Genomic DNA, 24146 nt, shown 5'->3' on the forward strand with positions numbered 1-24146 from the left:
AAAGCGAGAGGAGGGCGGAATTTCCTGTTGACGCCCTTGGGGCTGCTTAGTAATCACCCCCTCACGATCAACGCGGGGCCATCGGCCAGCCAAGATCGGGCGACGAGCTGCAAGGTGCGGCAGCGGACTGTAACTCCGCCGGGGAGACCCATGCCTGGTTCGATTCCAGGGTCGCCCACCATCCCGCACTTTAGGGATGAAAAATCCGCTAACACCTTGAAAGGAAAGGTGGTTTCAGCGGTTCGATAACCCTCATTCCTGCTATACCTTAGTGGCTCAGCAAAGGCCAGTTTGAGCACCGTCCTCTTGAGGGCGAAGTTACCATTTTTATAAATATTCCAAGGGCTTGCCAGAAACGTCATGGCCGGTTCGATAAATTCGCTCAGGCGTACTTCGCTCGGCACCGCCGACTCGGCCCGTTCTGCCAGTCTGATTTTCTCGCGTTCCAGCTCTTCGATACGCTTTTCATACGCCCCGATCACGGACGGGCTGGACGAGTTCATGATACGGTCGAGCAGATTATCGATCTGCTTGCTGGTGTCATTTAACTGTGCTTCCAGAGCTTTCTGCGCCCCAAGGGCGTCAGCGCGGCGCATCTCCCAGATATCGGTGAAGATCGCCTTCGCGAGCTTGAAGAGCTGCGCAGCGGGTTGCAGGCTACGCAGGAGAGCTTCTGCCCCTTCCTCGATATCGGCGCGGCGGATCGACTTGCGCTTGGAGTCGCAACTCGGCGTGTCGCACAGATAGTAAGGATAGAGCTGATTGCGGCCCTTCGACCAGCAAGAGGTCATCGGCTCCCCACAATCATCGCACAGGACGAATCCACGCAGCGGGAAGTCCTGATTGATATCTTTGCGGGCTGGCGCGTTCAGCGTGCCTTTGAGACGCGCCTGGATACGTTCGTAGGTCGAGAAGCTGATTAGGGCCTCATGATGCCCTTTGCGCAGGGTTACGCCCCAATTCGGCGCTTCCACGCAACCAGCGTAGACGGAGCGCTCCAGCATGTCGCGCACCTTCGTGGGGTGGACGTAGCCGCTCTTGCCGCTCTTCGGGAAGTCTGGCTTGCCCTCAAGGAAGCGCTTTACTTCGACTTGGGAGGTGAAGCGTCCATCGGCGAATCCTTCCAGCGCCTCGCGGATGATGGAGGCGATTGGCTCGTTCGGCACGAGAATCTTCCCATGCGCAGCAACGCGCTCGTATTTGTAGCCGATTGGCGGATGAAAGACGTAGTAGCCCTTCTCAACGCGGGCGGTCATCTTCTGGATGACCTGACGGCGGTTTTGTTCGCGCTCAAGCTGGCCTTGTGCGGCGATCACAGTTTCAACGAACAGCCCTTCGGGCGTGTCTTCGAATGTGAAGTTCAGGCATTCGACCCGCGCCCCGCGCTGCGCGAATTCGCGGCGAAGCTTGAGGTGGAATTCAGTATGGCGGGCGAAACGCTTCGGATCATCGAAGATGACCACGTAATTGTCTTCGTTCTTCGCGTCGAGATAGGCCAGCATGGCGCGCATGCCTGGGCGCTTCATGAAGTCCACGCCGCCAGTGATGTCATCAGGGAAGACCATCTCGACTTCGTAGCCGCGATCTTGCGCATACTTGCGGCAGCGGTGTTCCTGACTTTCAAGGCCGTGGCCTTGGGTCTTTTGCTTCTTGTCCGAGACGCGGCAATAGATCAGCGCCTTGGTCTGCGTGTCCGATCTTGTTCCTACATGATTCATGACTCCTCCTTCTCTTCGCGAGGCCGTCTACTCAGCCGCGCACAGGTTGAACTGTTCTCTCAGGGTGATGTCTGGCGAGCTTAGCACACCTTGGCCGCAAGCGGCAGAGTCATCCTGAGTTTCCTCATGTTTTCCACAGGCTTGGCTTGAATCCACGTTGGCAAACTCATAAGCAAAACCAGCGTCATAAAACGCATGTCCTATCGTGAACAGCATCTCGATCAGTTGATCTTTATGATCATCGCTGATCGTCTGATCATCGAAGAATGCGCGGTAGCGTTCGTAATCGATCCGAAAGCTGGATTTGCCGTTGTTTTTGAGGGCAATCCCAAGAGCGCTGGCCAAATCCGGCGCATTTTCAAAACCATTCGTACTCATCAAAACACCTGCCCATCTGCGCATAGGCGCGATAGGACGCACAGGGGCGTCAGTTAAACATTGCCCCTGATGCTCTTCAGCCGATCTGTTGAGATGTTGGTCCTGAGTGTTGTCAACCTCGGGACGCTTAGACAAAGAGCGTGGCTCTTTGAATTCTTTATCTTCTTTTAGCTTAGCATAATTTATGCGCTTCCCGCAAACTTGCGGTGAGACTTGCTTCGCAGCGCGTGTTCGTTTTCTCGGCATTGATCTTCCCATCATCGTTGTTCGATGATGAAAACTTGGCCATCCAAGGCATTGCCGTTTGACGCTGGCCGCGATGCGCGGCAGCGACAAATCGGAAACGGATGCGAAGCGATTACTCACATCATGTCGTGGTCCGGCAGGTAGTAGGCCTCGCCGTGCGTGGTAACGTACCAAAGGGGTCGCGTGCCCCTTAGGTTCACATAGCGATCTGCGATCTGCTCCTTTGATCCCGCCGAACCGAGTGGTCTTTTCTTGAGCCGCGCAATGAAGTGTGCCGCGTCGCGTCGGCGTGCATCATGGGAGCCATAGAACACTCGGTGCTGTGAAAATATGTAGGCGGCGCGGTTGACGAAACTGAAAGAGTTCAGAGGCGCAAGCGAACGGCGTTCGAAAAACATGGCTAGCGCAGCGTGGTCGTACTGCATGCCTTCCCTGAATTCGGCGGCGAAGGGACATTCGGCGCAGGTATCGCGATCAGGCAAGTCGCCATAGCCCTTGTCGCCAGGGCATTGCCAGAGGCAGCGCTTGAGGGTTTCCACACGCCGCCCTCCCGTCTCGAAGCAGTCGGTCAGTAACTCGCGGTGGAAGCTGAAGATTTCCAGATCATCGATCAGGCGGTACGTGATGCGGCGGTAGAGGTTCTTGACCGTGGCATGGCTGGTCTTGGTTCTCTTGGCGGCATCTTCGGTATTCTTACCTGTGAAGTAGGCCCGCACGAGCGCGCGGAAGGTCGCCTCGGGAAGCTTGGAGCCTATGCAGTAGCGGTTTTTCATGACTCATTTTTCGTTCAATAATATCGTCGCAACATACTGATAAAAAAGATAGATCACGTTTTCATCTAACCCCGTATCTTAGCCCCGAATCTGAAATTCTTCGGAAACCTCCCACATCTACCCCAGCACGGGCAAGAGCCCCTGCCGGAAGAAAGAGGACCCATGTAGAACGATGCCGACATCAAAGCACAACGGAAACCACCCCATGACCCCATAGAAAAAGAAAGCTAACCATGACCCCATCCATCAGCACAAAGGACGACAAGATCATCGTTTTGGCCGATCACCACATCGCCAACCGCAAACTCTACAGAGAGCGCATCTGGCTTCCAGCCCGCGCCATGCACGAAGAAGTCGGCTCCTACGCCGCTTGGCGGCGCGTTCTGGCCGAAATCGAGGACTATGACGGGCGGCTCTACTACCCCGATCAGCGCCCCTTCCGTCACCCCGAAGTCACAGACATGTTCCCAGATGTCTGCAACCGCTGGATGGCATACGTCCTCGAAGCCGCGCCGTGCGGGACGATGCCGAAACGCTACCCGAGACCAGTCACCTATGATCGCTTGCGTTTGATCGAATGCTACTGCCGCCTGCATGGTGCAGGTTTAAACATCGCCGCTTAAGACCAGCTGCCCCGACGACAAGACAAGCCCCGAAGCGACGCACTCGCTTCGGGGCTTTTTCTTTTTGGCTATCAGAGCGCCCAGCGGATCAGCGCCCAAAGCCCGTAGAGCATCGCGGGCCAGAGGATCGGCAGCGGCCAGCCGAGCCAGATCGGCATTGCGAAAATCGCAAGCCATACAAGGCCGCGCGACAGAAGTTCAGGCGCAGCGGGGGCATCGCTCGCCAAGCGGATAGGATCATGCTGCCCCCGCGCCAGTGCGTCCGAGACATCGGGCAGATCGACAATGCGCAAGTTCGAGACCTGGCGCACCTGCCAGAGAAGGACCGAACTCCAAACCGCCGTGATGAGCAGCGGGATCGGTCCCAAGAGCCCGATTGCTTGCGCGAAGTACGCATGGAAGAGCGGTAGATTGATCACGCCCCGCAGGACAATGACGAGCGCGGCATAGCCGAAGACCATGTTGGCGCATGTCAGAATGGCAAATTTTCCCATGGCTTACCCTACACTCAAGTAGTCGCCGAGCATTGCGCCAAGCGCGAGACCGGGCGCAGTGAAATCCACGCTCCGCGTAATCGGCTGGCCGAGGCGGCTTGGATGAATGCTGTAGAGCGGCTTGCCGCGCCTATCGCGGAAGCGCTTCTCCAGGAAGTAGACGGGCCTGTAACCGATCATCGGACGGGCAGCGGCAAGCGCCACCACCTGCACGGATGGATGCAGGCTCATCATCTCATCCGAGGTGATGAGACGGCGAGACTGGCTGGCATCACTGCTGGATCGGAAATTGGGATCGCCCAGTATCCGCCCGCGCTCGATGGCACTGTCCAGGCTGAGCTGGTGCAAACTGGTCTGGCCGCAAAGCGCAGAGAGATAATCCGCCGTGAAGCGGTCATTCGTGCCGAAGCACTGAATGGACGCGCTATTGGCGAGGAAAGACTCCCAACGGGTTTTGTAGAGCTCTTTGAGTTGGGTGAAATCCTGGACCACCATGACAAACTGCATGCCAAATCCGGCCATCAGGCCGACCGCTTGCTCGATGATGGACATACGATCCAGCGTTGCCATTTCTTCCAGCAGGAACATCACGGGCACGGACGGCCTCTTAGGAAGCGCCGTCACGCTGGCAATCAGCGCGCCGATCAGCACCCGCAGGAACCGCCGCGCCACAGCGATGCGGCGCGCGGGCAAGATGATATAGATGCTGGTATTCTCGCCGATATCCTTGGGATCGAAGTCCGAACCAGACAGGCAATCCGCCAGCCTGCTGCTTTCTAGGAAGTGAGTGTTGCGCTGCGCGGTCGAGATTACCCCCGAGAGCTCGCGCTCTTCCTTGTTATCGATCCGCCCGCCAGCAGCCCTGACCAGTTCAAAGGGCGAGGCCAGCATTTGATCGATGGTCGCGCGGAAGTCATCGCGGCTGGCATTCAAGGTTTGGCGCACACCCTTGAGACTGGCCGTGCCATGTTCGGCGGCATGAAGCAGAAGGCCTGCAATCATGCTGGCCGCTTCGCCCGACCAATGTGACTCCGCCCCGCCGTCAGGGATGACCAGGCTATCGGCGGCAAGCATGGCATCGTCAAAGGCATCATCGCCGAAAGGCTGGATGCGGGCACATGGATTGAAGGACGAGCTGGTGAGCCCGAGCTTGCTGGCAACGACATCCATCGGATCGATCAGGATGAGCTTTTGGCCAAGAACATCGCGCCTGTATTTGGCGGTGATCAGGGCAAGCTCACCGTCCTTGATGTCGAGCACAATGACGCTGCCGGGATGCTCCAGAAGCCGAGGGATCGCGCCCGAGACGCCCTTGCCGCCGCGCGTCGGCGCGACGATCAACTCATGGCGATCCCCGTCATAGGTAACGGGAACAGCGCGGCCCTTGGCATCTCTTGCAGGCAGATAACCAAGGGTATGGCGACCATCGGGACCGTAGCCCCGTGCGGTGAGGTGGGCGCTATCCGCCCACCTCGCAGAGCCATGGCTGTCTGGATCGAAGCTCCAGAGACGCCGCTGATCCTGCTCTTTTTTGAAATCGCGCCAGCTCATGGCTGCGCGCTTTCACTAAGGCCGCAGGCCACCTGCCGCAGGACCGTCTGGCTCGAATAGGTCTCGCTCAAAACTTCGAAGTAGCGCGGCAGTTGATCGGCTAGATCGCCTTCATGGGTGAGGTAGCTGTCCGCGAGAGAGCGAAGATATCGCTCTTCGCGCCCACCCAGGAAGTAAACGAAGGTCAGCGCATCGCCTTTGAGATCGCGGACGACATGCGCCAAATCGGTCTGCCTGTTGACAGCCCCATCTGTGATGATGATGACCGCGCTTTGCTGGCCAGCCCTTTCTTCGGCCAGCCACTCATACGTGACCTTGAGGGGGGCGAACAGGTCCGTTCCGCCGCCTGCCTCCACCCCGTGCATCGGGAAGTTGGAGGCAATGCACTGGCCAACTCCGAGCCCTTCGGACGGCTCGAAGCTGCCGCCCTCATCAGCGAACGCCCCGACCGCGCAAGTGGCGTTGTCGGGCAGATCATCCACGAAGGCCTGCGCCGCCGCTTTCACATCATCCATGACGTTCATCATCGAGCCGGAACGATCCAGCAAGATGACAAAGTTCATCGGAAGACGGTTGTTCGGATCGGCAGGTACACTCGCGGTAAGCGGCACGGGCGTGCTACCGCGAACCTGCACGACTTCTTCTTCGAAGCAGAGCCGCTCGCCGCCTGTTCTATACAGAGCGAGCGTTCCTTGCGGAGGATCGATCAGATTACCTGCGCCATCACGGATAAGCGCCGTAATGACGAGGCCTTTACCATCAGCAGAAACATGCGTGATTTCTGCCGAGCCGTCCGAGACGGCCAGCACGATATCGTGCTCTACGTTGATATCGTAACCACCTTCGATCACCGCGCCGAAGTCATCGGTCATGATGATCGAGTTCACCATCTCCAGCACGCGGTCTGTTGGCACGAGCGCGGGATCGGTTCGGACACTGAGCAGGACTTCGCCTGCAAAGTCCTGCCAGCGTTGCAGCGTGACATCGCCGCCCGCGCCAGGATCAACGCGCGGGGCAAGCGTGAGGCGGACAATGCCGCCTCCGCCTTGTTCTTGTAGGCCGATGGTGGCAGGAACACCGCCCCCTCGCGCGTCATCGATACGCACGGGGTTGTCGGCCATCGCGCCGCTGGCAAGGATTGAGGACAGCGCCGAAGACAATAGGAAAGAGCGTACACACATGGCTCAGTCCCTCCCCAGAACTTGGCCAAGGCCAGCCTTGGTGCGCGCTCTGTCCATCAGATCGAAGTTGAGTTCGCCCGATGCCACGCGTTCCAAAGCGCCCGCGCTTTCCAGATGTTCCAGAACCATCTCGTCCTGATCGGCGTGGACGTTCAGGATGCGCAAGAAACTTGCATCCATCGCCAAGCTGCCGAGTTGCACTTCGGCAGGAACGGCCTGCGGCAGTGTGATCAGCCCGTCGCCTTGGTCACACGGATACCCCGCATGGATGAAAGGCCCGATATGCAGGAGCCTCAGATCGCTGGGCCGAGTGATGCGCACGGTCGTGCGCACCTGTTCCCACGATAGCGTCAAATCCGAGCAGGTCGGACGGATGGCGATGGCCTCCATCACATGCGCCCCTTGTTCGTACAGCTGCTCGGGCGAGCCCGACCAGGTGATCTCGGTCGGATTGCTGGACGTGATGATGTGGATCGTCGCGTCCCGCGTTGCCCGTCTGCGGCGCAGATCGGTCAGCTCGCTCAAGGTAAGCCGAGCCGCTTCGGTCTGGCCTTCGGGGTCTGTGACAACCCCGCCGTTTTCTATGACGACAAAGAATGTCGGCGCTTCTTCTTCATCACCCCACGCATTGGCGGGGAGTGAGAATTGTAGGGCGAATGCGACAGCGAGGATGGTAGACTTGAGAAGTTGGGCAAGCATAGGTCAGCCTTTCTGGACAAGGTTGCGGGAGGCGCGGACGGTGAGCAGTGCGAGGACCGTATTCACCATTGCGATGAGCAGAGCGACAAAGATGCCAAGCCCTTGGTTTTGGGCGAGGAAATCCATCATCGGAGCTTGGTCTTGTGGGCCTGGGAAAGGACCAGCCGCAGTTTCCTGCGCGATCAGCGTGAACAAATTCACGACTTCGAGCGCGATCACCGAGGCATATACAATGCCAGCCACGCCAGCCTTCACGCGGTTCATCGGGCTAGCGAGCCAGCCCCTCGGGTCCTCGTGGATGTCTTCATCCAGAACCGCGCTCCAGATCATGATTGGGACGGCGACGGAGAACGTGGCCAGCAGGTACGCCAGCAAGTGCGAGACGGTCATGTCCTCATCGATGATGCAGAACAAAGGGCCGACGCCTGGCAGGTCACAAAGATACTGCTTGGAGGCGAGACCCATGGTCTCGGCATAGGTCGAGGCCAGCATCACTAGCATCGAGAACTCTAGAAGTGCTGTGAGGCCGAAAACGGCGACAGCTTTAATGCGGAGGCCGCTGCCCCCAGGTAGGTAAGCCTCTGGCGGGAGGTTCGGGCGGAGATTTTTCATCGGGTGCTTTCTCATCAGGTTGCGTTGCAGAGCGGCGAGCACCGCCCTGCCTCACATCAAAGAAGAGAAGGCCCTGACTTCTATGAATTCAGAAAGACGTGGATCGGAAACAGATTCGAATTAACCGAATGGTTTCAATCCCTTCATGAGATATAGTGACGAGTGTAGAATCGAAAAGCATAGCCAGCGCTTTTTTCGAACGGAGGGATCACCTAGGCATTCAAACGGTTCGATATAGCTCCAGCATGGTGTTTTTGGTGCTGCCGAAAGGCTTGTAATACATGCCCGCCCCATGAGACCAACGGCTGAGTTAAGTCGGACCGCAAGCTGTGTTTTGTAGTACAAAACAGCTTGGCAAGGGGACCCGCTGCGCGCCCCCGTTGCATCCCCCCGGCCAGTGGCTCTTCCTGGGCATTGAACCCCTTTCAGAGCCATAGATCGTATCGCCGATCAACCACTCGCGGGAGACTTCGCTCTCCCTGCACCCATCGATCCTTTCAGGAAGACCATGGGGCTATCGCGCCCCTTGGAACCACTCGCAGGCCTCGGAGACGTGCCTCTCCACCTGCACCGAACCATGCACAAACGGCTGCCCTTTTGATCACCAATCAGGGGAGCGTTCCTGCTCCCACCAATACCCCCATGACCATTTCATGGAGACGACTTCATCGAGACCAGGAAGGAAGCATTTCATAGCTGCCCTTGCCTCGGAACCATCCCATCGACCACGGGGCCTTCGAGCCCCATTGGAGCCCTGACCAACCCTGCGCGGATTGGATGCCGTCATCGCATCGGCGCTGAACCCGATCATAGGGCCTATCGCCGCCCCTAAACCCAGCTCGCAGGGCTTGGAGAACGTGACTTCTCCACCTGCACCGAACGAAGCACGACCAGAGGACCGACACACACCAGGGTTGTGGTTTTCCGTTTCTTCCTGTATTTTCTCAGACGGGCAGAGAAATTCCGAGGCGCTCGATGGACACTGACATAATGACCATAAAGGAAGTCGCCTCTTATTTGAAGATCACCGAAAAAACCGCCTACCGTCTGACTGCCGATGGAGAAATCCCCGGCTTTAAAGTCGGCGGGGCGTGGCGCTTTAGGAAGCAGGAGATCGACGCCTGGATTGACGAACGACTGAAGAGTGGCGGGAAGAGCGATTAAATGCTTCTTGATAACAAGAAAAACGGAAAAGTTGGTGACGAGCTGAGGAAGCACCTTTCGACTGGAACCAAGCTTTCCGTCATGTCGGGATTGTTCTCTATCTACGGCTTTGAGGCCCTCAAGAAAGAACTCAAATCCGTTGACGGCGCACGCTTTCTGCTTTTTCCAACCTCATCCAACAATAACGGGGATGATGTTGTCACCTTCCCGATGCTCGAAGGTGACGACTTTGAGCTACGCTTCAAGAACCAGCTCAACCAAATGCAGATTGCGAAAGAGTGCTCCAAGTGGCTTGCCGAGAAAGCCGAGGTCCGAACAGCACGCTCACCTCAATCGTTTGGTCAGAACCTCATGCTGGCAAACAGCGCTGATGGAAACGCTGTCGCAATTCAAGGAAGTTCCACGTTCACTAGCACGGGTCTTGGCTATTCAGAGTCCAATCGTTTCCACATGAACATGTGCGCAACGGATGCGCCCAGCACGTCAGCAATGTTGGACTGGTTCGAGGGAATCTGGCGCGACCCTCAAGCCACGGAAGATTCCAAAAACCTGTTGCTCAAGCAGCTTGAACGCCTCAGCGCTGACCAGTCGCCCGAATTTGTTTACTTCCTGACGCTCTACAACCTGTTCAAGGACTTCCTTGAAGACATTGACGAAGAGAACATCATCAAATCCAAAACAGGCTTCAAGGACACAATAGTCTGGAACAAGCTCTACAAATTCCAGCGCGACGGCGTTCTGGGAGCTATCGACAAGCTCGAAAAATACAACGGTTGCATCATTGCTGATAGTGTGGGTCTCGGCAAAACTTTCGAATCCTTGGCCGTTATCAAATACTATGAGCTTCGCAATGATCGCGTGCTAGTTCTTTGCCCGAAGAAACTGCGGGACAACTGGACAGTCTACACTGTCAACGACAAGCGCAACCTACTGGCGGCTGATCGCTTCAACTACGATGTCTTGAACCATACGGACCTTACGCGGTTGCAGGGGCGCTCGGGCGAGATCAACTTGGAGACACTGAATTGGGGTAACTACGACCTCGTGGTGATCGATGAGTCCCACAACTTCCGCAACTCCAGCTCTGCCAAAGAAGGCCTCACTCGCTACTCCCGCCTTATGGATGGGATCATCCGTTCGGGCGTGAAGACCAAAGTCCTCATGCTATCCGCCACGCCTGTAAACAACAGGATGAACGACCTGAAGAACCAGGTCGCGTTCATCACTGAAGGTATCGATAGCGCCTATGGCGACTTCGGCATTGGAAGCATCGAAGAAACCCTTCGAAAGGCTCAGACTCGCTTCAACAACTGGCTAAGGCTGGAAGATCATGAGCGCAAGGTCGAGGCCCTGCTGGACACCATGAACTTCGACTATTTCAAGCTTCTCGATCTGCTGACCATCGCGCGTTCGCGCAAGCACATCGAGAAGTACTACGACATCAGCGAGATCGGATCATTCCCTGAGAGACTACAACCCATCAACATTAAGGCCGATATCGACACGCAGGATCAGTTCCCGCCGCTCCGAGAGATCAACAGGACCATTCGCAAGCTGAACCTGAGCGCTTACTCGCCGCTAAAATACGTCCGTGCTGACAAGCGTGAAGAGTATAGTCGCAAGTACGATGTGAAGGTGAAGGACGGGGCCTCCGTCTTCCGCCAGGTGGACCGCGAGCAAAGCCTGATCCACCTGATGCGTGTCAACTTGCTCAAACGCATGGAAAGCTCGATCCACTCGTTTGGCCTAACTCTTGGCAAGCTTTTGGCCGAGGTCGAGATGCTTCTCGAAAAGCTTGAGAGCCACAGCGCCTCAGACATCGAAGAGCTCGGCATTGAGGATATCGAAACGGACTCGCCGGAATTCGAAGATTTCCTGATTGGGCGCAAGGTCAAGGTGCTCATCAAGGATATGGACGAGCATCGCTGGCGACAGGATTTGGAAGATGACCGTGCCAAGCTGGCAGCGCTTTTGGACGAGGCGCAGAAGATCGAAGCCAGCAGAGATGCAAAGCTTCGCGCCTTGCGGGAGCTGATCGCTCACAAATGCAAGAACCCGATCAATGACGGGAACCGAAAGATCATCGTCTTCACGGCATTCTCAGACACCGCTGGCTATCTATACGAAAATATAGCCGAATGGGCACGCACGGAGCTCGGCGTCTATTCAGCTCAGATCACTGGCAGCGGTACAAACAAGACGAACCTTCCCGGTCAAAGCAGCAACTTCGACAGCCTGCTAGCCTCCTTCTCGCCAGTCTCAAAAGAGCGCGCCAAAATCGATGAAGCCGCAACCGAAGAGATCGACCTTCTTATTGCGACCGACTGCATTTCAGAGGGCCAGAACCTTCAGGACTGCGACTATCTGGTGAACTACGACATTCACTGGAACCCTGTTCGGATCATCCAGCGCTTTGGCCGCATCGACCGTTTGGGATCAAAGAACAAGGCTATCCAACTGGCGAACTTCTGGCCGAACATGGAGCTGGACGAGTACATCAACCTTGAAGCGCGTGTCAGTGGCAGGATGGTCCTTCTCGACATCTCGGCGACTGGCGAAGAAAACGTCATCGAACAGGACGCTGCTGGCGGCATGAACGATCTGGAATATCGTCGCAAGCAGCTCCATCAACTCCAGAACACGGTGGTCGATCTGGAGGAAATGTCAGGTGGGGTCTCGATCACGGACCTGACTTTGAACGACTTCCGAATGGACTTGTCCGAATTTATGAAAGAGCATCTTGGTGAGCTGGAACAAGCACCGACAGGGCTCTTAGCCGCTGCATCGCTCGACGCTGGCTTGAAGCTCGACGGCTTGCCGCCCGGAGTTGTCTTCTGCCTGAAAAATGTCGGCAAGCCCGTGAACCGCGAAGACGGTTATGCCCTCGCTCCGTATTACCTGACCTATGTTACCGATGACGGCCAGGTGAACCTGAACTTTGTGCAGTCGAAGAAGATACTAGACGTACTCAAGAAGCACGGGCACGGCAAACGGCAACCAGACACCGCCGCCATCGCCCGAATGAACGCCATCACCAAGAACGGCAAGGACATGAGCCACTACCGCGGCCTGTTGGAGGCGGCCGTCAGCAGCATCATAGGCAAGTCCGAAGAGAAGGGAGTCGAGAGCCTCTTCTCGCGCGGCGGCACGAACCTTACCAAGGAGAGCTTTCAGGGCATGGAGGACTTCGAGGTCATCAGCTATATGGTGGTGAACGCGCCATGAGCGACGTCCGCAGCATCGAGGACTTCTACACGAACTTGGGATTGCCCGAGGCCTGCTCCCTCGGCAAGCGGTTGTTCAAGAAGCAGTTCTATGAGCATGGGCAGCTTGTCGCGGCTGACAAGAAGGCCTTTGTCGAGGATATCGAGGGGATTGACTGGAGCTACACGCTCAAGCCGTCCACCATCAACATACCAAAGCTCGAAGACGACACACATGAGTATCTGGAGATCGCCGTTCTCCAGGTCGTGCTCACCGCTATTGAGCGGCATGCCCGGATTGCCTCAGCCATCCAGAAGGCGATCCCGTACCCGATCTTGATCGTCTTCGTGCGAGGACAACACATGGCCATCCACGCCGCTGACAAACGGATCAACCGCGCCGATGTAAACAAGATCGTGGTCGAGGCGAGCTACGACACTGGCTGGATCGACACATCCGCACCGAGCGCCCCACAAGACGCCTTCCTGTCGGATTTCCGCGCGGCCAACTTTAGCTACCGCAATCTCTACGATTTCTATCAGGGCGCGGTAGATAGGATCGTAGCGCTCAACTGCGCAGCACACTCAGGACAGTACGCACCGCCGAGTGAGACGACAAAACCGAAGGCGGACCGTCTAGAGGCGCTACGGAAGATGGAAAAACTTCATCAGGAGCGGAACGAAACCCGCAACAAACTGAAGAAAGAGAAAAACTTGGGGACACAGGTCAATCTGAACACCCGTATCAAGCAACTCAGTGATAGCATCGAAGCTATTCGAAAAGAAATTTGAGGAAAGAGTAATGGACGCATTGAAGAAAGAAAACGGTGAGAGCCTGAACATCGTGGACGAAAACATCGACGCGCTCAAGGCTATTTTGCCGGACGCCTTCACAGAAGATGGAATCGACTTCGATGTATTGCGTCAGTTGCTTGGAGATAAAATTGCGGATGGCGAGGAAAAATATGGTCTGACCTGGCATGGCAAAAAGAAAGCACGGCAGATAGCACTTGCGCCGTCGAGTGGCACCTTGCGACCGTCACCCGAAGAAAGCACCAACTGGTCAAATACCCAGAACCTCTTCATTGAAGGTGACAATCTCGAAGTGCTCAAGTTGCTTCAGAGAAGCTACGCTAACGCTGTCAAGATGATCTATATCGACCCACCATATAATACTGGCGGGGACCTTATTTATCCCGACAAATTCCAAGATAATCTAGACACCTATCTTAGATACACAGGGCAGAAGGGTGAAGACAGCCTAGCTATTACATCCAACCCTGAAGCTTCTGGCCGATTTCATACAAATTGGCTCAACATGATTTATCCAAGGATTTGCGTCTCAAGAAATCTCTTGAGCAGCGACGGAGTAATTTTTGTGAGTATCGACGATGGCGAACTACAAAACCTCCGAATGATTATGGACGAAGTATTTGGCGAAGAAAATTTTATCGCCTGCTTCGTATGGAAGAGCCGACAGAATAAAGACAATCGCACCACAACTGGCGCATCCATCGATCACGAGTATGTCCTCTGCTATGGAAATCATATTCGCGGCGACAAGAGAGACTATTCACAGTATGCAAATCCAGATGGCGATCCTAGGGGCGACTGGGTGAGCGCTAATATGGTTGGAATTGCAACAGCAGATAGGCGCCCAAACCTCCACTATGACCTCGTTAACCCGGCAACGGATATCAATTACGGGTGTCCTACAATGGGTTGGCGATATGATCGCAACACGATGGGACGACTTATCGAAGAAGATCGCATACTTTGGCCAACGGACGATAGTGGTAGGCCACGGAGAAAAGCATTCCTATCGGAGCTTGATTCCGAGTTTACAGGCTTTTCCACCATTATCGGCAAAGATATCTACACCAGGCATGGCACCGCAAACATCGATGAACTCTTCGATGCGCGGATTTTTACTTTCCCGAAACCAGTAGAATTACTCACCAGCCTAATAGAACAAGGCTCAGGTGACGGCGATATTGTCTTGGACTTCTTCGCTGGCTCTGGTTCCACTGCGCACTCGGTATTGAAGTGTAACGCGACAAACAATGAGCACCGTCGCTTCATAATGGTTCAGCTTCCTGAACCCCTAGACCAGACAAATCGAGATCAAAAGACGGCGTCAGATTTCTGCGCTACTCTTGGCAAGCCACGCAATATCGCCGAACTATCGAAAGAGCGCATTCGACGTGCGGCGACAAAAATTAAAGAAGGGAATCCCGACTTCGACGGGGATTTGGGTTTTAAGGTCTTCAAGCTCGATAGCAGCAATATTCGAGCTTGGAATCCCGATGCATCCGATCTTGAGCAGACCTTGCTCGATCATGCAGAGCACTTGGTCGAGGGTCGCAGTGAACAGGACGTGCTCTATGAGCTTCTGTTGAAACGCGGCGTCGATCTTACCGTTCCGATTGAAGAGAAAGAGATTGCAGGCAAGACGGTCTACTCCATCGGTTATGGCGTCCTATTTGCCTGTCTGGACGAAACCATCGACAAAGCCGAGATCGAAGCCCTCGCCAAGGGGATCACGGATTGGCACAATGAGCTGGAGCCCGCCGCAGACACGCAAGTTGTCTTCCGTGACAGCGCCTTTGCCGACGACATCGCCAAAACGAACATGACCGCCATTCTGGAACAGAACGGCATCGCTCATGTCCGCAGCCTGTAAGATTGGGGGCAGAGCGATGAAACTGCACTTCGAAGACAACCTCGACTATCAGCACGCCGCCGTTGAATCTGTGGCTGCCCTGTTCAAAGGTCAGGAGATCAACCGAACGGAATTCACCGTCACTTACCGCTCTGGCGACGCGGCGCAGGGCTCGTTCGGCGTCACCGAGAGCGAGCTTGGCATCGGCAACAAGTTGGAGCTTCTGGACGATGAAATCCTGGAGAACATGCGGGAAATCCAGCTCAAGAACGGGCTTCGACCTTCGGAGTCACTGACTAGCGGTGACTTCACCGTCGAGATGGAGACAGGTACAGGCAAGACCTACGTATACCTGCGCACCATCTTCGAACTGAACAAGCGCTACGGCTTTACTAAGTTCGTGATCGTGGTGCCGTCCGTGGCGATCAAGGAAGGGACCTACAAGACCCTTCAGATCACCCGCGAGCACTTCGAGAACCTCTACCCGATGGCCAAGGGCTACGAATACTTCCAATATGATTCAGGCAAGCCAGGTACGGTGCGCAACTTCGCCACTAGTCCGAACATCCAGATCATGGTCGTCACCGTTGGGGCGATCAACAAAAAGGATGTGAACAACCTCTATAAGGAAAGCGAGAAGACGGGCGGTGAGAAACCCATCGACCTCGTGCGTGCAACTAACCCCATCATCATCGTGGACGAGCCGCAGAGTGTTGATGGCGGGATGACTGGACGCGGCAAGGAAGCTCTCGAAGCGATGAACCCTCTTTGCACGCTGCGTTATTCGGCCACTCATGTGGACAAGCACCACATGGTCTACCGCTTGGACGCAGTAGATGCCTATGAGCGCGAGCTCGTGAAGCAGATTGAAGTCGCCTCGCTCGAAGTCGAGGGTGGTCACAACAAGCCCTACGTGAAGCTTATCTCCACCGAGAACCGACGCGGGGCAATCACGGCAAGAATCGAGGCAGACGCCTTGAGCGGTGGGAAGGTCAGGCGTCAGATTTTCACGGTCGAAGACGGTGACGATCTGGAACAGGAAACAGGCCGCGAGCTTTACGCCAATTTCCGCGTCGGTACGATCACGGTCGGCAAAGACAATCAGACAATGGAACTCAGTATGCCGGGCGGCGAGGAAACGCTCCGCCCTGGCGATGAAGTTGGCGGTGTGAATGCCGATGACCTCAAGCGGCTCATGATCCGCCGCACTATCAAAGAGCATCTGGATAAGGAAATGCGCTTTGCCGCGCAGAAGCGCGAAGTCAAAGTTCTGAGCCTCTTCTTCATCGATAGCGTGGATTTCTATCGCCAGTACGATGCGGACGGAAACATCGTAAAAGGCAAGTATGCCCTGATGTTCGAAGAAGAATATCGGAAGCTGGCCAAGCATCCCGATTATCAAACCTTATTCGAGAAGGTCGATCTCGATATCGATGCCGATGAAGTCCACAACGGGTACTTCTCTATCGATAAGAAGGGCGGCTGGACCGAGACGGCGGACAACAACCAGACCAACCGCGACAACGCAGAGCGCGCTTACAACCTCATCATGAAAGATAAGGAAAAGTTGCTCAGCTTTGACTCAAAGCTGAAATTCATCTTCTCCCACTCGGCCCTCAAGGAAGGCTGGGACAATCCGAACGTCTTTCAGATTTGCGCCTTGCGCGACATCGGGACGGAGCGCGAGCGTCGTCAGACCTTGGGTCGCGGGCTTCGTCTATGTGTCAATCAGGAAGGTCAGCGACTTCGGGGTTTCGACGTAAACACCCTCACTGTCATCGCCACGGAGAGCTACGAGCAGTTCGCCGACAATCTCCAGAAAGAGATCGAGGCTGATACGGGCATTCGTTTTGGCGTGGTCGAGAAGCACCAATTCGCCAACCTGGCAGTCACTGCCGAAGACGGCACCACCAGCCCCCTCGGAGTTGATCGGTCAGAAGAAGTCTGGACCTATCTCAAGGACAACGGCTTCGTTGATGCCAAGGGCAAGGTTCAGGACACACTCCGCACGGCGCTCAAAGACAACACGCTTACGCTGCCCGAGGACTTCTCGGAGCAGGAAGACGGCATCAAAGACATCCTGCGCAAACTGGCGGGCAAGCTCGATATCAAGAACGCGGACGAGCGAATCACGATCCGCACCCGAGAGGCCATACTTGAGAGCGAGGGCTTCAAGGCGCTTTGGGACCGCATTAAGCACAAGACGACCTACCGCGTCGAGTTTGACAACGCCAAGCTCATCGAAGATTGCGCGCGTGCCATCACGGACGGCCCCAGCATCACCAAGACCCGCGCACAATTCCGCGTTGCGGACATCGCCATCGGGAAAAGCGGTGTTCAGGCCAGCGAGACATCGGCGTCGGGATTTACCTCCATCAGCGAGAGTGACATCGAGCTTCCCGATTTGCTGACGGATCTTCAGGACAAAACCCAGCTCACGCGAAAAAGCTTGGTCAAGATTCTAACCGACAGCCGTCGCCTGCCGGACTTCAAGAAGAACCCGCAGGAATTCATCGATCTGGCGTCTGAGGCTATCAACCGTACAAAGCGTCTCGCTCTGGTCGATGGGATCAAGTACCAACGCGTTGGCGATGATCATTATTACGCCCAGGAACTCTTCAAACAGGAAGAGCTGACGGGCTATCTGAAGAACACGCTACAGACGCAGAAATCGGTTTACGAGCATGTCGTCTATGACTCGGCAGGCGTTGAACGGCGTTTCGCCGAAGAGCTGGAAGCCAATGAAGCCGTGAAGGTCTACGCCAAGCTTCCAGGCTGGTTCAAAGTCCCCACACCACTTGGCACCTATAATCCTGATTGGGCCGTGCTGATCGAAGAGGAGGGTCAAGAGAAGCTCTACTTTGTGGTTGAGACCAAAGGTAGCGGCTGGTGGGATGACCTTCGGCACAAGGAAGGCGCGAAAATCGCCTGTGGAAAAGAGCACTTTGCAGTTCTGGCGCAAGGCGAAAATCCTGCAAAATACATACACGCTACTTCGGTTGGCGACATGATGAAGCACAGTTGAGGTAATCGATGCAAATTCGGCAAATTATTGACAAGATAAACGACAATCAAATCTTTGTTCCCGCATTCCAACGAGAGTATGTGTGGAAGCGGCCAGATGCGAAAGCTCTGTTTACATCTCTGATCAAAAGATATCCCACAGGGACGCTTCTGACGTGGGAAACGGCAAACCCGCCGGAGTTGAAGGGCAAAAAGAAATACACAAGCGAAATGGGTGCGGTCAAACTCATTCTAGACGGTCAACAGCGCATTACCACGATCTACATGATCCTGGAGGGTAAGCTTCCACCTTATTACACGCAGCCAGAAATCAAGAACAACGTACTTGGCCTGTACGTCAATCTCGAAACCCTTGAACTTGAATATTACAAAAAGCAGGCCATGGAGAATAACCCTCTTTGGGTAAATCTAACAGATATCTTCCAAGCGAAGATCAAGAGTTCCGATGTTCGCAAGAGCCTGAAGGCAAGAGAGCTTCTGACCGATGAGCTTGAAGACCTGATCGATGACAATTTTGAGGCTGTCAAATCGATCATGGACAGAGAATTTCCTGAACAGATTATCCCCGTCTCAGCCTCCATCAAGGAAGCTATCGACATCTTCTACATCGTGAACGCCAGCGGCGTAAACCTGACGGATGCGGAGCTGGCACTCGCGCAGATTAGCGGTTACTGGCCCGAGGCCAGAGACTTGTTCAAGGCAAAGCTATTTGAGTTGGAGAAGAATGGCTTTGTGTTCAAGCTGGACTTCATCATCTACGCTTTGCTTGGCGTTACCCACTCAATGGGTTCGGAAATGCGCCGACTTCACAGTGCCGATAACCGCGAAGCCATCAAGGCGGCGTGGGAGCGCCTTGACAAGCAAATTCTTGACTACGTGGTCAACATCCTTCGCACCCATGCCTTCGTTGACCATTCTGACGAGATCAACTCGGTCTTTGCACTTATTCCTTTGATCGCTTACGTCTATGGTAAGCCAAACGGTCAGCTTACCGAAATCGAGATCAAGAAGGCTGTAAAGTGGTTCTACTACTCCCAGCTTCGCCAGCGATATGTCAGCCAGACGCCGCAAAAACTGGACAAAGACCTGGCTACGGTCAAGAATTCGTCTCAACCTTTTGATGACCTTCTTGGACTTATTGAACAAGAGCGGTCATTGACGATCACAGAGGGCGAATTTGCTGGTCGTGATATTCGTCATCCGCTCTTCTCGCTCATGCGCTGGTACTTCAAAAGCAAGGGCGCTGTGTGTCTGACCAGTGGCGTGTCAATTCGTCAGAACATGGGCAAGAAGTATGTTTTGGAGAAAGATCACATCTTTCCATACGCGGCATTGAAAGAGAACGGATACGACATCAACAATCGCTTCAAATATGCGCTCGCCCAGGAAATTACGAACCGCGCCGTCTTGACCCAAGTCGAAAACAGGGGAAAGTCTGACCAAGCTGCTAAGGAATACCTTGAAAGCGCAAAAATCAAGTTTCCTTCAGCGCTCTCCAAGCAATGCATCCCAGAAGATTCAGCATTGTGGGAAATGAGTGCTTATGAAAAGTTTCTTGCTGCGCGCAGGTCTTTGCTCACTGAAGAACTGAACGAATTTCTCGTTGGCATCACAAAGATGGACACGGCCAAAGTTGAAGTCAGCATTGCCGATATGATAGCCGAAGGCGAGCATGATGGCCTTGAGTTCAAGTCATCTATGCGCTGGGACACGAAACAGAACTGCCTAAATAAAAGCCTTGAGAAGGTCATCCTTAAGACGATTGCCGCTTTCAATAACGGGTACGGCGATGGCGGGACGCTTATCATCGGCGTCGATAATGAAGGCAACGTCCTTGGTCTGGAAAACGATCTCAGCACCTTGAAAGGCGATGACGCCGACGCTTACGAGCTACATCTTCGGAATCTTGTGAATGCGGAATTTGGTGTCCAGTACGCTGCGTCAAATATCAAGGTGCGCTTCCACGAGATCGAAGGGCAGATGGTATGTGCCGTCACTGTGTCGAAGGGCGTGGGTCCGTTGTTCGTGAAGGACGCCGATAAGAACGGTGCGAAGGTCGAGAAGTTCTTTGTACGTTCGGGCAACGCGTCCGATCCAATCAACAATCCTAGTGAAATTGCCACCTACATCTCCAAGCGTTTCAAAGCGGCCTAAATTCTCTTTTTTCTGTTGGCGCACCCCTTCGGGTCGGGCTGTCGTGAACCGAGCCGCCTAAGAACGTCTCGGCCTTGCGGCTTCCATCCCTTGCGTGATCGTCGGCGTGCTTGATGCACCCCTCTGGCTGAGCGCGGCTCTATAGGAGCCGCGCGTTTCTTTCCCATTTCTTGGGGCCTTCCGGCCCCATCCTCCGTCAAGACCCAAGTCCCTTGCCAAGGCTGCGGGAGAAAGCATCGGAGCCGTGGCTCGGCTGCGCCTGCGCCCGCACCACCTTCCGATCCTTTCGATCTTGACGGCCTCCCCCCGCTCATTGGCGCGGGCCTAGTCCGGTTGCATGCGCAACCGACTATTCCAAAGGAGGAAAAAGGACATGAAAACAGATGTGTATCAGAAAGTAACAGACAAGATTATTGCCGATCTGGAGAAAGGCGAGCTGTCTTGGCTGAAGCCTTGGAACGCTGGAAACCTTGAAGGCAAGATCACCAAACCGCTACGGCACAACGGGATACCTTACAACGGTATCAATGTGCTGATGCTATGGGGGGCGAGCGTTGAGGCGGGTTATCTCTCCCCATACTGGATGACTTTTAAACAGGCCAAGGAGCTTGGCGCACACGTCAAGAAAGGTGAGCGCGGCAATCTGGTGGTCTATGCCAACACCATCACCAAGCTAGAGTCGCAGGACGATGGGAGCGAGGAAGAGCGCAAAATCCCTTTCATGAAAGGCTACAGCGTTTTCAACGTCGAGCAGATCGAAGGCTTGCCCGAGCATTACTACGCCAAACCCGAGCCCGTGATTGATCCCGCCTTGCGGATCAGCCACGCGGAAGAATTTTTCGGGCATACTGGCGCAGACATCCGCCACGGCGGGAACAGCGCCCATTATAGCGGCGGCACCGATCACGTGCAGATGCCAGCTTTCGAAACCTTCCGCAGCCCAGAAAGCTACTACGCAACCCTTGCCCACGAGCTGACGCACTGGACAAAGCACAAGAGCCGCCTTGACCGTGACTTTGGCCGGAAGCGTTGGGGTGATGAAGGCTACGCCCGCGAGGAACTGGTCGCCGAGCTTGGCGCAGCTTTCCTTTGCGCTGATCTGGAACTGACCCCCGAGCCTGGCATGGATCATGCCGCCTACATTCAGAGCTGGCTGAAAGTCTTAAAGGACGACAAGCGCGCGATCTTCGCCGCCGCCGCCCACGCGCAGCGCGCCGCAGACTTCCTGCACGGTCTGCAACCACTCATCGAGGAAGAAGAGCAGCGGGAAGGAGTCGCCGCGTGAGCGGCGGCTCAACAACTTCAGAAAATTTTCGGCTGACCTCTTGGTCAGCCGATTAGACCTCTTGCCTCGACAAGGCCATTGTACGCAAGGACAAGATGCCTAGTAGATCATCTAAGTCTTCTACTCGCGTTGACGATCATGCTACCTTGTTGATTTGGAGGCGCAATTGAACAATAGACCATCAGGCATAGATGATCGCCCAGAACAGCTCCGTGAGCCCATTATCAAGGCAGACGGAGTAACGGAATCTGAACGGTATCTGGCGAAGTTAGGTGAAAAATCCTTTCTCAATCTCTGGTCATACCCAAGCCCGTTTCGTGATCAAAAGCTAAAAGGCAAAGGGGACGGAAAAGAGCTGTGTGATTTGCTCGTGGTGTGCGATCGTCACGTAATCATTTTCAGCGAGAAAACGATTGAATGGCCGAATGCCGCTCTAGATGTTGCTTGGTCCCGCTGGGCAAGACGTGCGTTGGAATCTTCCGCGAAGCAAGTTAAGGGAGCAGAGCGATGGATTGCAGAGTTTCCAGATAGAGTATTCCTTGATCGCGAATGCACAATTCCATTTCCTATTGATTTTCCGCCAATAGACGCACGCGTCGTTCACAGAGTCCTCGTTGCGCGTGGAGCGTCTCAAGCTTGCAGAGAGTATTTTGGTGAGGGCTCGGGCAGCCTATTGATTAGGCCCGATATAAGAGATGACCACCACTGGTCGAATCGAGTTGAAACCAAACCTTTCGCCGTAGGTGATCTGGACCCGAGCGGCTCCTTCGTCCATGTCTTCGATGAAATTGCTTTGGATATCGTTCTCAGCGAACTGGATACCATTCGTGACTTCACAGACTACTTGGAGAAAAGGCAAGCTTTCATTCGCTCAGGCGATCTCCTTGAGGCGCACGGCGAAGAGAATTTGCTCGCCTTCTACGCAGTAAAAATCAACGCGGACGGCGATCATGATTTCGTTTACGACAAGAAGGACACACCAGTATCGATTGATAGGCAACATTATAAGGAATTAATCCGAGACCCTCGATACGTCGCAAAAAAGCGCGAAGATGAAGTTTCCTATTTATGGGATAAATTGATCGAAGTGTTCACTAATCGCATGCTGGACGGTACGTCTATCGTTCTGGATGGTTACGAGTTTGAACTTCGCAAAAACGAGCTCGGCGTACGCTATATGGCGCTGCAATCGAGATTTGCCAGGCGCTCCCACGGACAGGCTGTTGTCGGCGCACTGGAAAAAGGAAAGAATGCGGATCGCTTCTTTCGCACAATGCTCTCTCCCGATGGCTCTAAGGAAAATGACACCGCATTTTTCATTCAAACTTTCAAATACTTAGACTGGATGGAGGATAAGGGCGGATACGAACAATATCGCAGGAAGCGCACAGAAGGGGCGCTGATATACGCTCAAGGGTTGCTGGAGCGCTATCCTCATCTTGAAAGGGTCGTTGGTATTTCACGCGAACCGCCCGCTCAAGGGCGCGGCGTTTCTGAAGATTTGATCTATGCAGAACAGGCAGAGTGGACCGACGAAGAACGTCAATCCATCACAGAAGCCTGCGAAGCAATCGGCGTCCTGCAAGGTGAACTGCGAGAAAGAGCATGGGGCGGACAAGAGTTCCCGGATGTCGAAAGTATCATTATAGAACGTCCCGCCACTCGCCCCGAGCCACGTGGGCTAAATAGGCGGCAACGTCGTGCGATGCGATCCAAAGCAAAAAGAAAAGGCAAATAGAACGACTTGCGGCCAGCCTGACGGCTGACCGCTGATCGGTTAGAGACCTGGTGCGCGTGCCGCCAGCTCGTTTTCGATGTTGTGCATCGATTGGAGCGCGTCTCGGCGCTCTTGGCTGCCGCGCGGGGCAGCGGCGAAGGCGTTGAACGCCTCAGCCAAGAGGCCGTGCAATTCTGCCGTGCTGCGGGATGCCGCTTCAAAACGTGAGACGAGTGTCATCTCATCCTCCTTTTGCTTCAAGGAGGCCCCGAACCACTCAGGGCCTTTCGGCCCCGCACAACCATCATCGGCCCATGGAAGGCCTGATGGTTCGGGAGGTGAACTTGATCCTGCAAACAGGCGGATGCGCAGATGGCCTTTCGCTATCCGTTTGATGCGCTGATCTTCGTAGTGCTGGCTGGATGGACCGGACTATCGGAAGATTTCTGACAACGGCGTTTGTCCGCTACCAGTGCATCCAAGAGCGGCGGCGTGTTCCAGAGGCAAGACCTTTGACGGGTAGACGGCGCAAATCCATCTCGCCCGTCAGCGCATAGGCGTCAGGCTGGCCGCTTTCTCCATATTCGTGCGGCTTTGAGTTCCTTTGCTCATCGATGGCTTGCAACCGAGAGCCCTTAATCCCTGGCCGAGGCGGCTCGCCC

Annotated in this window: 17 protein-coding genes, 1 tRNA gene and 1 pseudogene; 10 read left to right on the forward strand and 9 right to left on the reverse strand. The window is 54.9% G+C overall.

The features are described 5' to 3' along the window. Nucleotides 1-97: 97 nt before the first annotated feature. Nucleotides 98-181: transfer RNA gene (locus tag BMX99_RS19770), tRNA-Tyr, on the forward strand. Nucleotides 182-692: 511 nt separating this feature from the next. Here BMX99_RS19770 and BMX99_RS19905 read toward each other — a convergent pair. From BMX99_RS19905 to BMX99_RS16180, 3 genes and pseudogenes are all read right to left on the reverse strand, one after another. Further along, a pseudogene (locus BMX99_RS19905) lies at nucleotides 693-1718 on the reverse strand (recombinase family protein); the annotation flags it as partial. A 27-nt stretch (nucleotides 1719-1745) separates the two neighbouring features. After that, entirely contained in the window at nucleotides 1746-2462 is a 717-nt protein-coding gene (locus tag BMX99_RS19520) for a hypothetical protein (protein WP_139199571.1), read from the reverse strand. Further along, complete coding sequence (locus tag BMX99_RS16180; protein WP_093454205.1) at nucleotides 2459-3115, reverse strand: hypothetical protein; 657 nt, start codon at nucleotides 3113-3115, stop codon at nucleotides 2459-2461. Before BMX99_RS16180 ends, BMX99_RS19520 begins: the two co-directional genes overlap by 4 nt. Nucleotides 3116-3348: 233 nt before the next feature. On the opposite strand from BMX99_RS16180, the gene BMX99_RS16185 reads away from it, so the two are divergent. Then, nucleotides 3349-3738: a hypothetical protein gene (locus tag BMX99_RS16185; protein WP_093454208.1), complete on the forward strand. Its 390-nt coding sequence runs from the start codon at nucleotides 3349-3351 to the stop codon at nucleotides 3736-3738. 71 nt (nucleotides 3739-3809) lie between these two features. Here BMX99_RS16185 and BMX99_RS16190 read toward each other — a convergent pair whose 3' ends face one another. The 5 genes from BMX99_RS16190 to BMX99_RS16210 form a co-directional block, all read right to left on the reverse strand. Beyond that, on the reverse strand, nucleotides 3810-4232 hold the full coding sequence (locus BMX99_RS16190) for a hypothetical protein (protein ID WP_093454211.1): 423 nt from the start codon (nucleotides 4230-4232) through the stop codon (nucleotides 3810-3812). A gap of 3 nt (nucleotides 4233-4235) precedes the next feature. After that, complete coding sequence (locus BMX99_RS16195) at nucleotides 4236-5783, reverse strand: type IV secretory system conjugative DNA transfer family protein (protein WP_093454214.1); 1548 nt, start codon at nucleotides 5781-5783, stop codon at nucleotides 4236-4238. Beyond that, nucleotides 5780-6904 (reverse strand): VWA domain-containing protein, encoded by a 1125-nt coding sequence (locus BMX99_RS16200; RefSeq protein WP_170848771.1) that lies wholly within the window; start codon nucleotides 6902-6904, stop codon nucleotides 5780-5782. The genes BMX99_RS16195 and BMX99_RS16200 overlap by 4 nt, the downstream gene beginning before the upstream one ends. Nucleotides 6905-6967: 63 nt before the next feature. Continuing rightward, nucleotides 6968-7663, reverse strand: a complete 696-nt coding sequence (locus BMX99_RS16205; protein WP_093454220.1) for a hypothetical protein — start codon at nucleotides 7661-7663, stop codon at nucleotides 6968-6970. A 3-nt stretch (nucleotides 7664-7666) separates the two neighbouring features. Continuing rightward, nucleotides 7667-8317 carry a hypothetical protein gene (locus BMX99_RS16210; protein WP_093454223.1) on the reverse strand — a complete coding sequence of 217 codons (651 nt, stop codon included), beginning with the start codon at nucleotides 8315-8317 and terminating at the stop codon, nucleotides 7667-7669. A gap of 933 nt (nucleotides 8318-9250) precedes the next feature. Here BMX99_RS16210 and mads1 point away from each other — a divergent pair. The 8 genes from mads1 to BMX99_RS19525 all read left to right on the forward strand — a co-directional run bounded on the left by mads1 (nucleotide 9251) and on the right by BMX99_RS19525 (nucleotide 23505). Then, nucleotides 9251-9439, forward strand: coding sequence for a methylation-associated defense system helix-turn-helix domain-containing protein MAD1 (mads1, locus tag BMX99_RS16215; protein WP_093454227.1), 189 nt, complete (start codon nucleotides 9251-9253; stop codon nucleotides 9437-9439). After that, complete coding sequence (locus BMX99_RS16220) at nucleotides 9440-12664, forward strand: SNF2-related protein (RefSeq protein ID WP_093454231.1); 3225 nt, start codon at nucleotides 9440-9442, stop codon at nucleotides 12662-12664. Beyond that, nucleotides 12661-13434: a DUF4391 domain-containing protein gene (locus BMX99_RS16225; protein ID WP_093454234.1), complete on the forward strand. Its 774-nt coding sequence runs from the start codon at nucleotides 12661-12663 to the stop codon at nucleotides 13432-13434. Before BMX99_RS16220 ends, BMX99_RS16225 begins: the two co-directional genes overlap by 4 nt. A gap of 10 nt (nucleotides 13435-13444) precedes the next feature. Next, nucleotides 13445-15325, forward strand: a complete 1881-nt coding sequence (locus tag BMX99_RS16230; RefSeq protein ID WP_093454237.1) for a site-specific DNA-methyltransferase — start codon at nucleotides 13445-13447, stop codon at nucleotides 15323-15325. Between the two features lie 16 nt (nucleotides 15326-15341). Continuing rightward, the gene (locus tag BMX99_RS16235; RefSeq protein WP_093454421.1) at nucleotides 15342-18329 is read left to right on the forward strand and encodes a type III restriction-modification system endonuclease; all 2988 of its coding nucleotides are present in this window, start codon (nucleotides 15342-15344) and stop codon (nucleotides 18327-18329) included. An 8-nt stretch (nucleotides 18330-18337) separates the two neighbouring features. Beyond that, nucleotides 18338-20482, forward strand: a complete 2145-nt coding sequence (locus BMX99_RS16240) for a GmrSD restriction endonuclease domain-containing protein (protein WP_093454240.1) — start codon at nucleotides 18338-18340, stop codon at nucleotides 20480-20482. A 373-nt stretch (nucleotides 20483-20855) separates the two neighbouring features. Further along, nucleotides 20856-21767, forward strand: a complete 912-nt coding sequence (locus BMX99_RS16245) for an ArdC family protein (protein ID WP_093454243.1) — start codon at nucleotides 20856-20858, stop codon at nucleotides 21765-21767. 166 nt (nucleotides 21768-21933) lie between these two features. Beyond that, a complete protein-coding gene (locus tag BMX99_RS19525; protein WP_139199573.1) occupies nucleotides 21934-23505 on the forward strand; it encodes a hypothetical protein in 1572 nt (523 codons plus the stop codon). 39 nt (nucleotides 23506-23544) lie between these two features. Here the strand turns inward: BMX99_RS19525 and BMX99_RS16255 are convergent, their stop codons facing one another. Further along, nucleotides 23545-23724, reverse strand: coding sequence for a hypothetical protein (locus BMX99_RS16255; protein WP_093454249.1), 180 nt, complete (start codon nucleotides 23722-23724; stop codon nucleotides 23545-23547). Nucleotides 23725-24146: the final 422 nt, after the last annotated feature.

Source organism: Pseudooceanicola nitratireducens, assembly GCF_900109195.1.
Classification (GTDB): domain Bacteria; phylum Pseudomonadota; class Alphaproteobacteria; order Rhodobacterales; family Rhodobacteraceae; genus Pseudooceanicola; species Pseudooceanicola nitratireducens.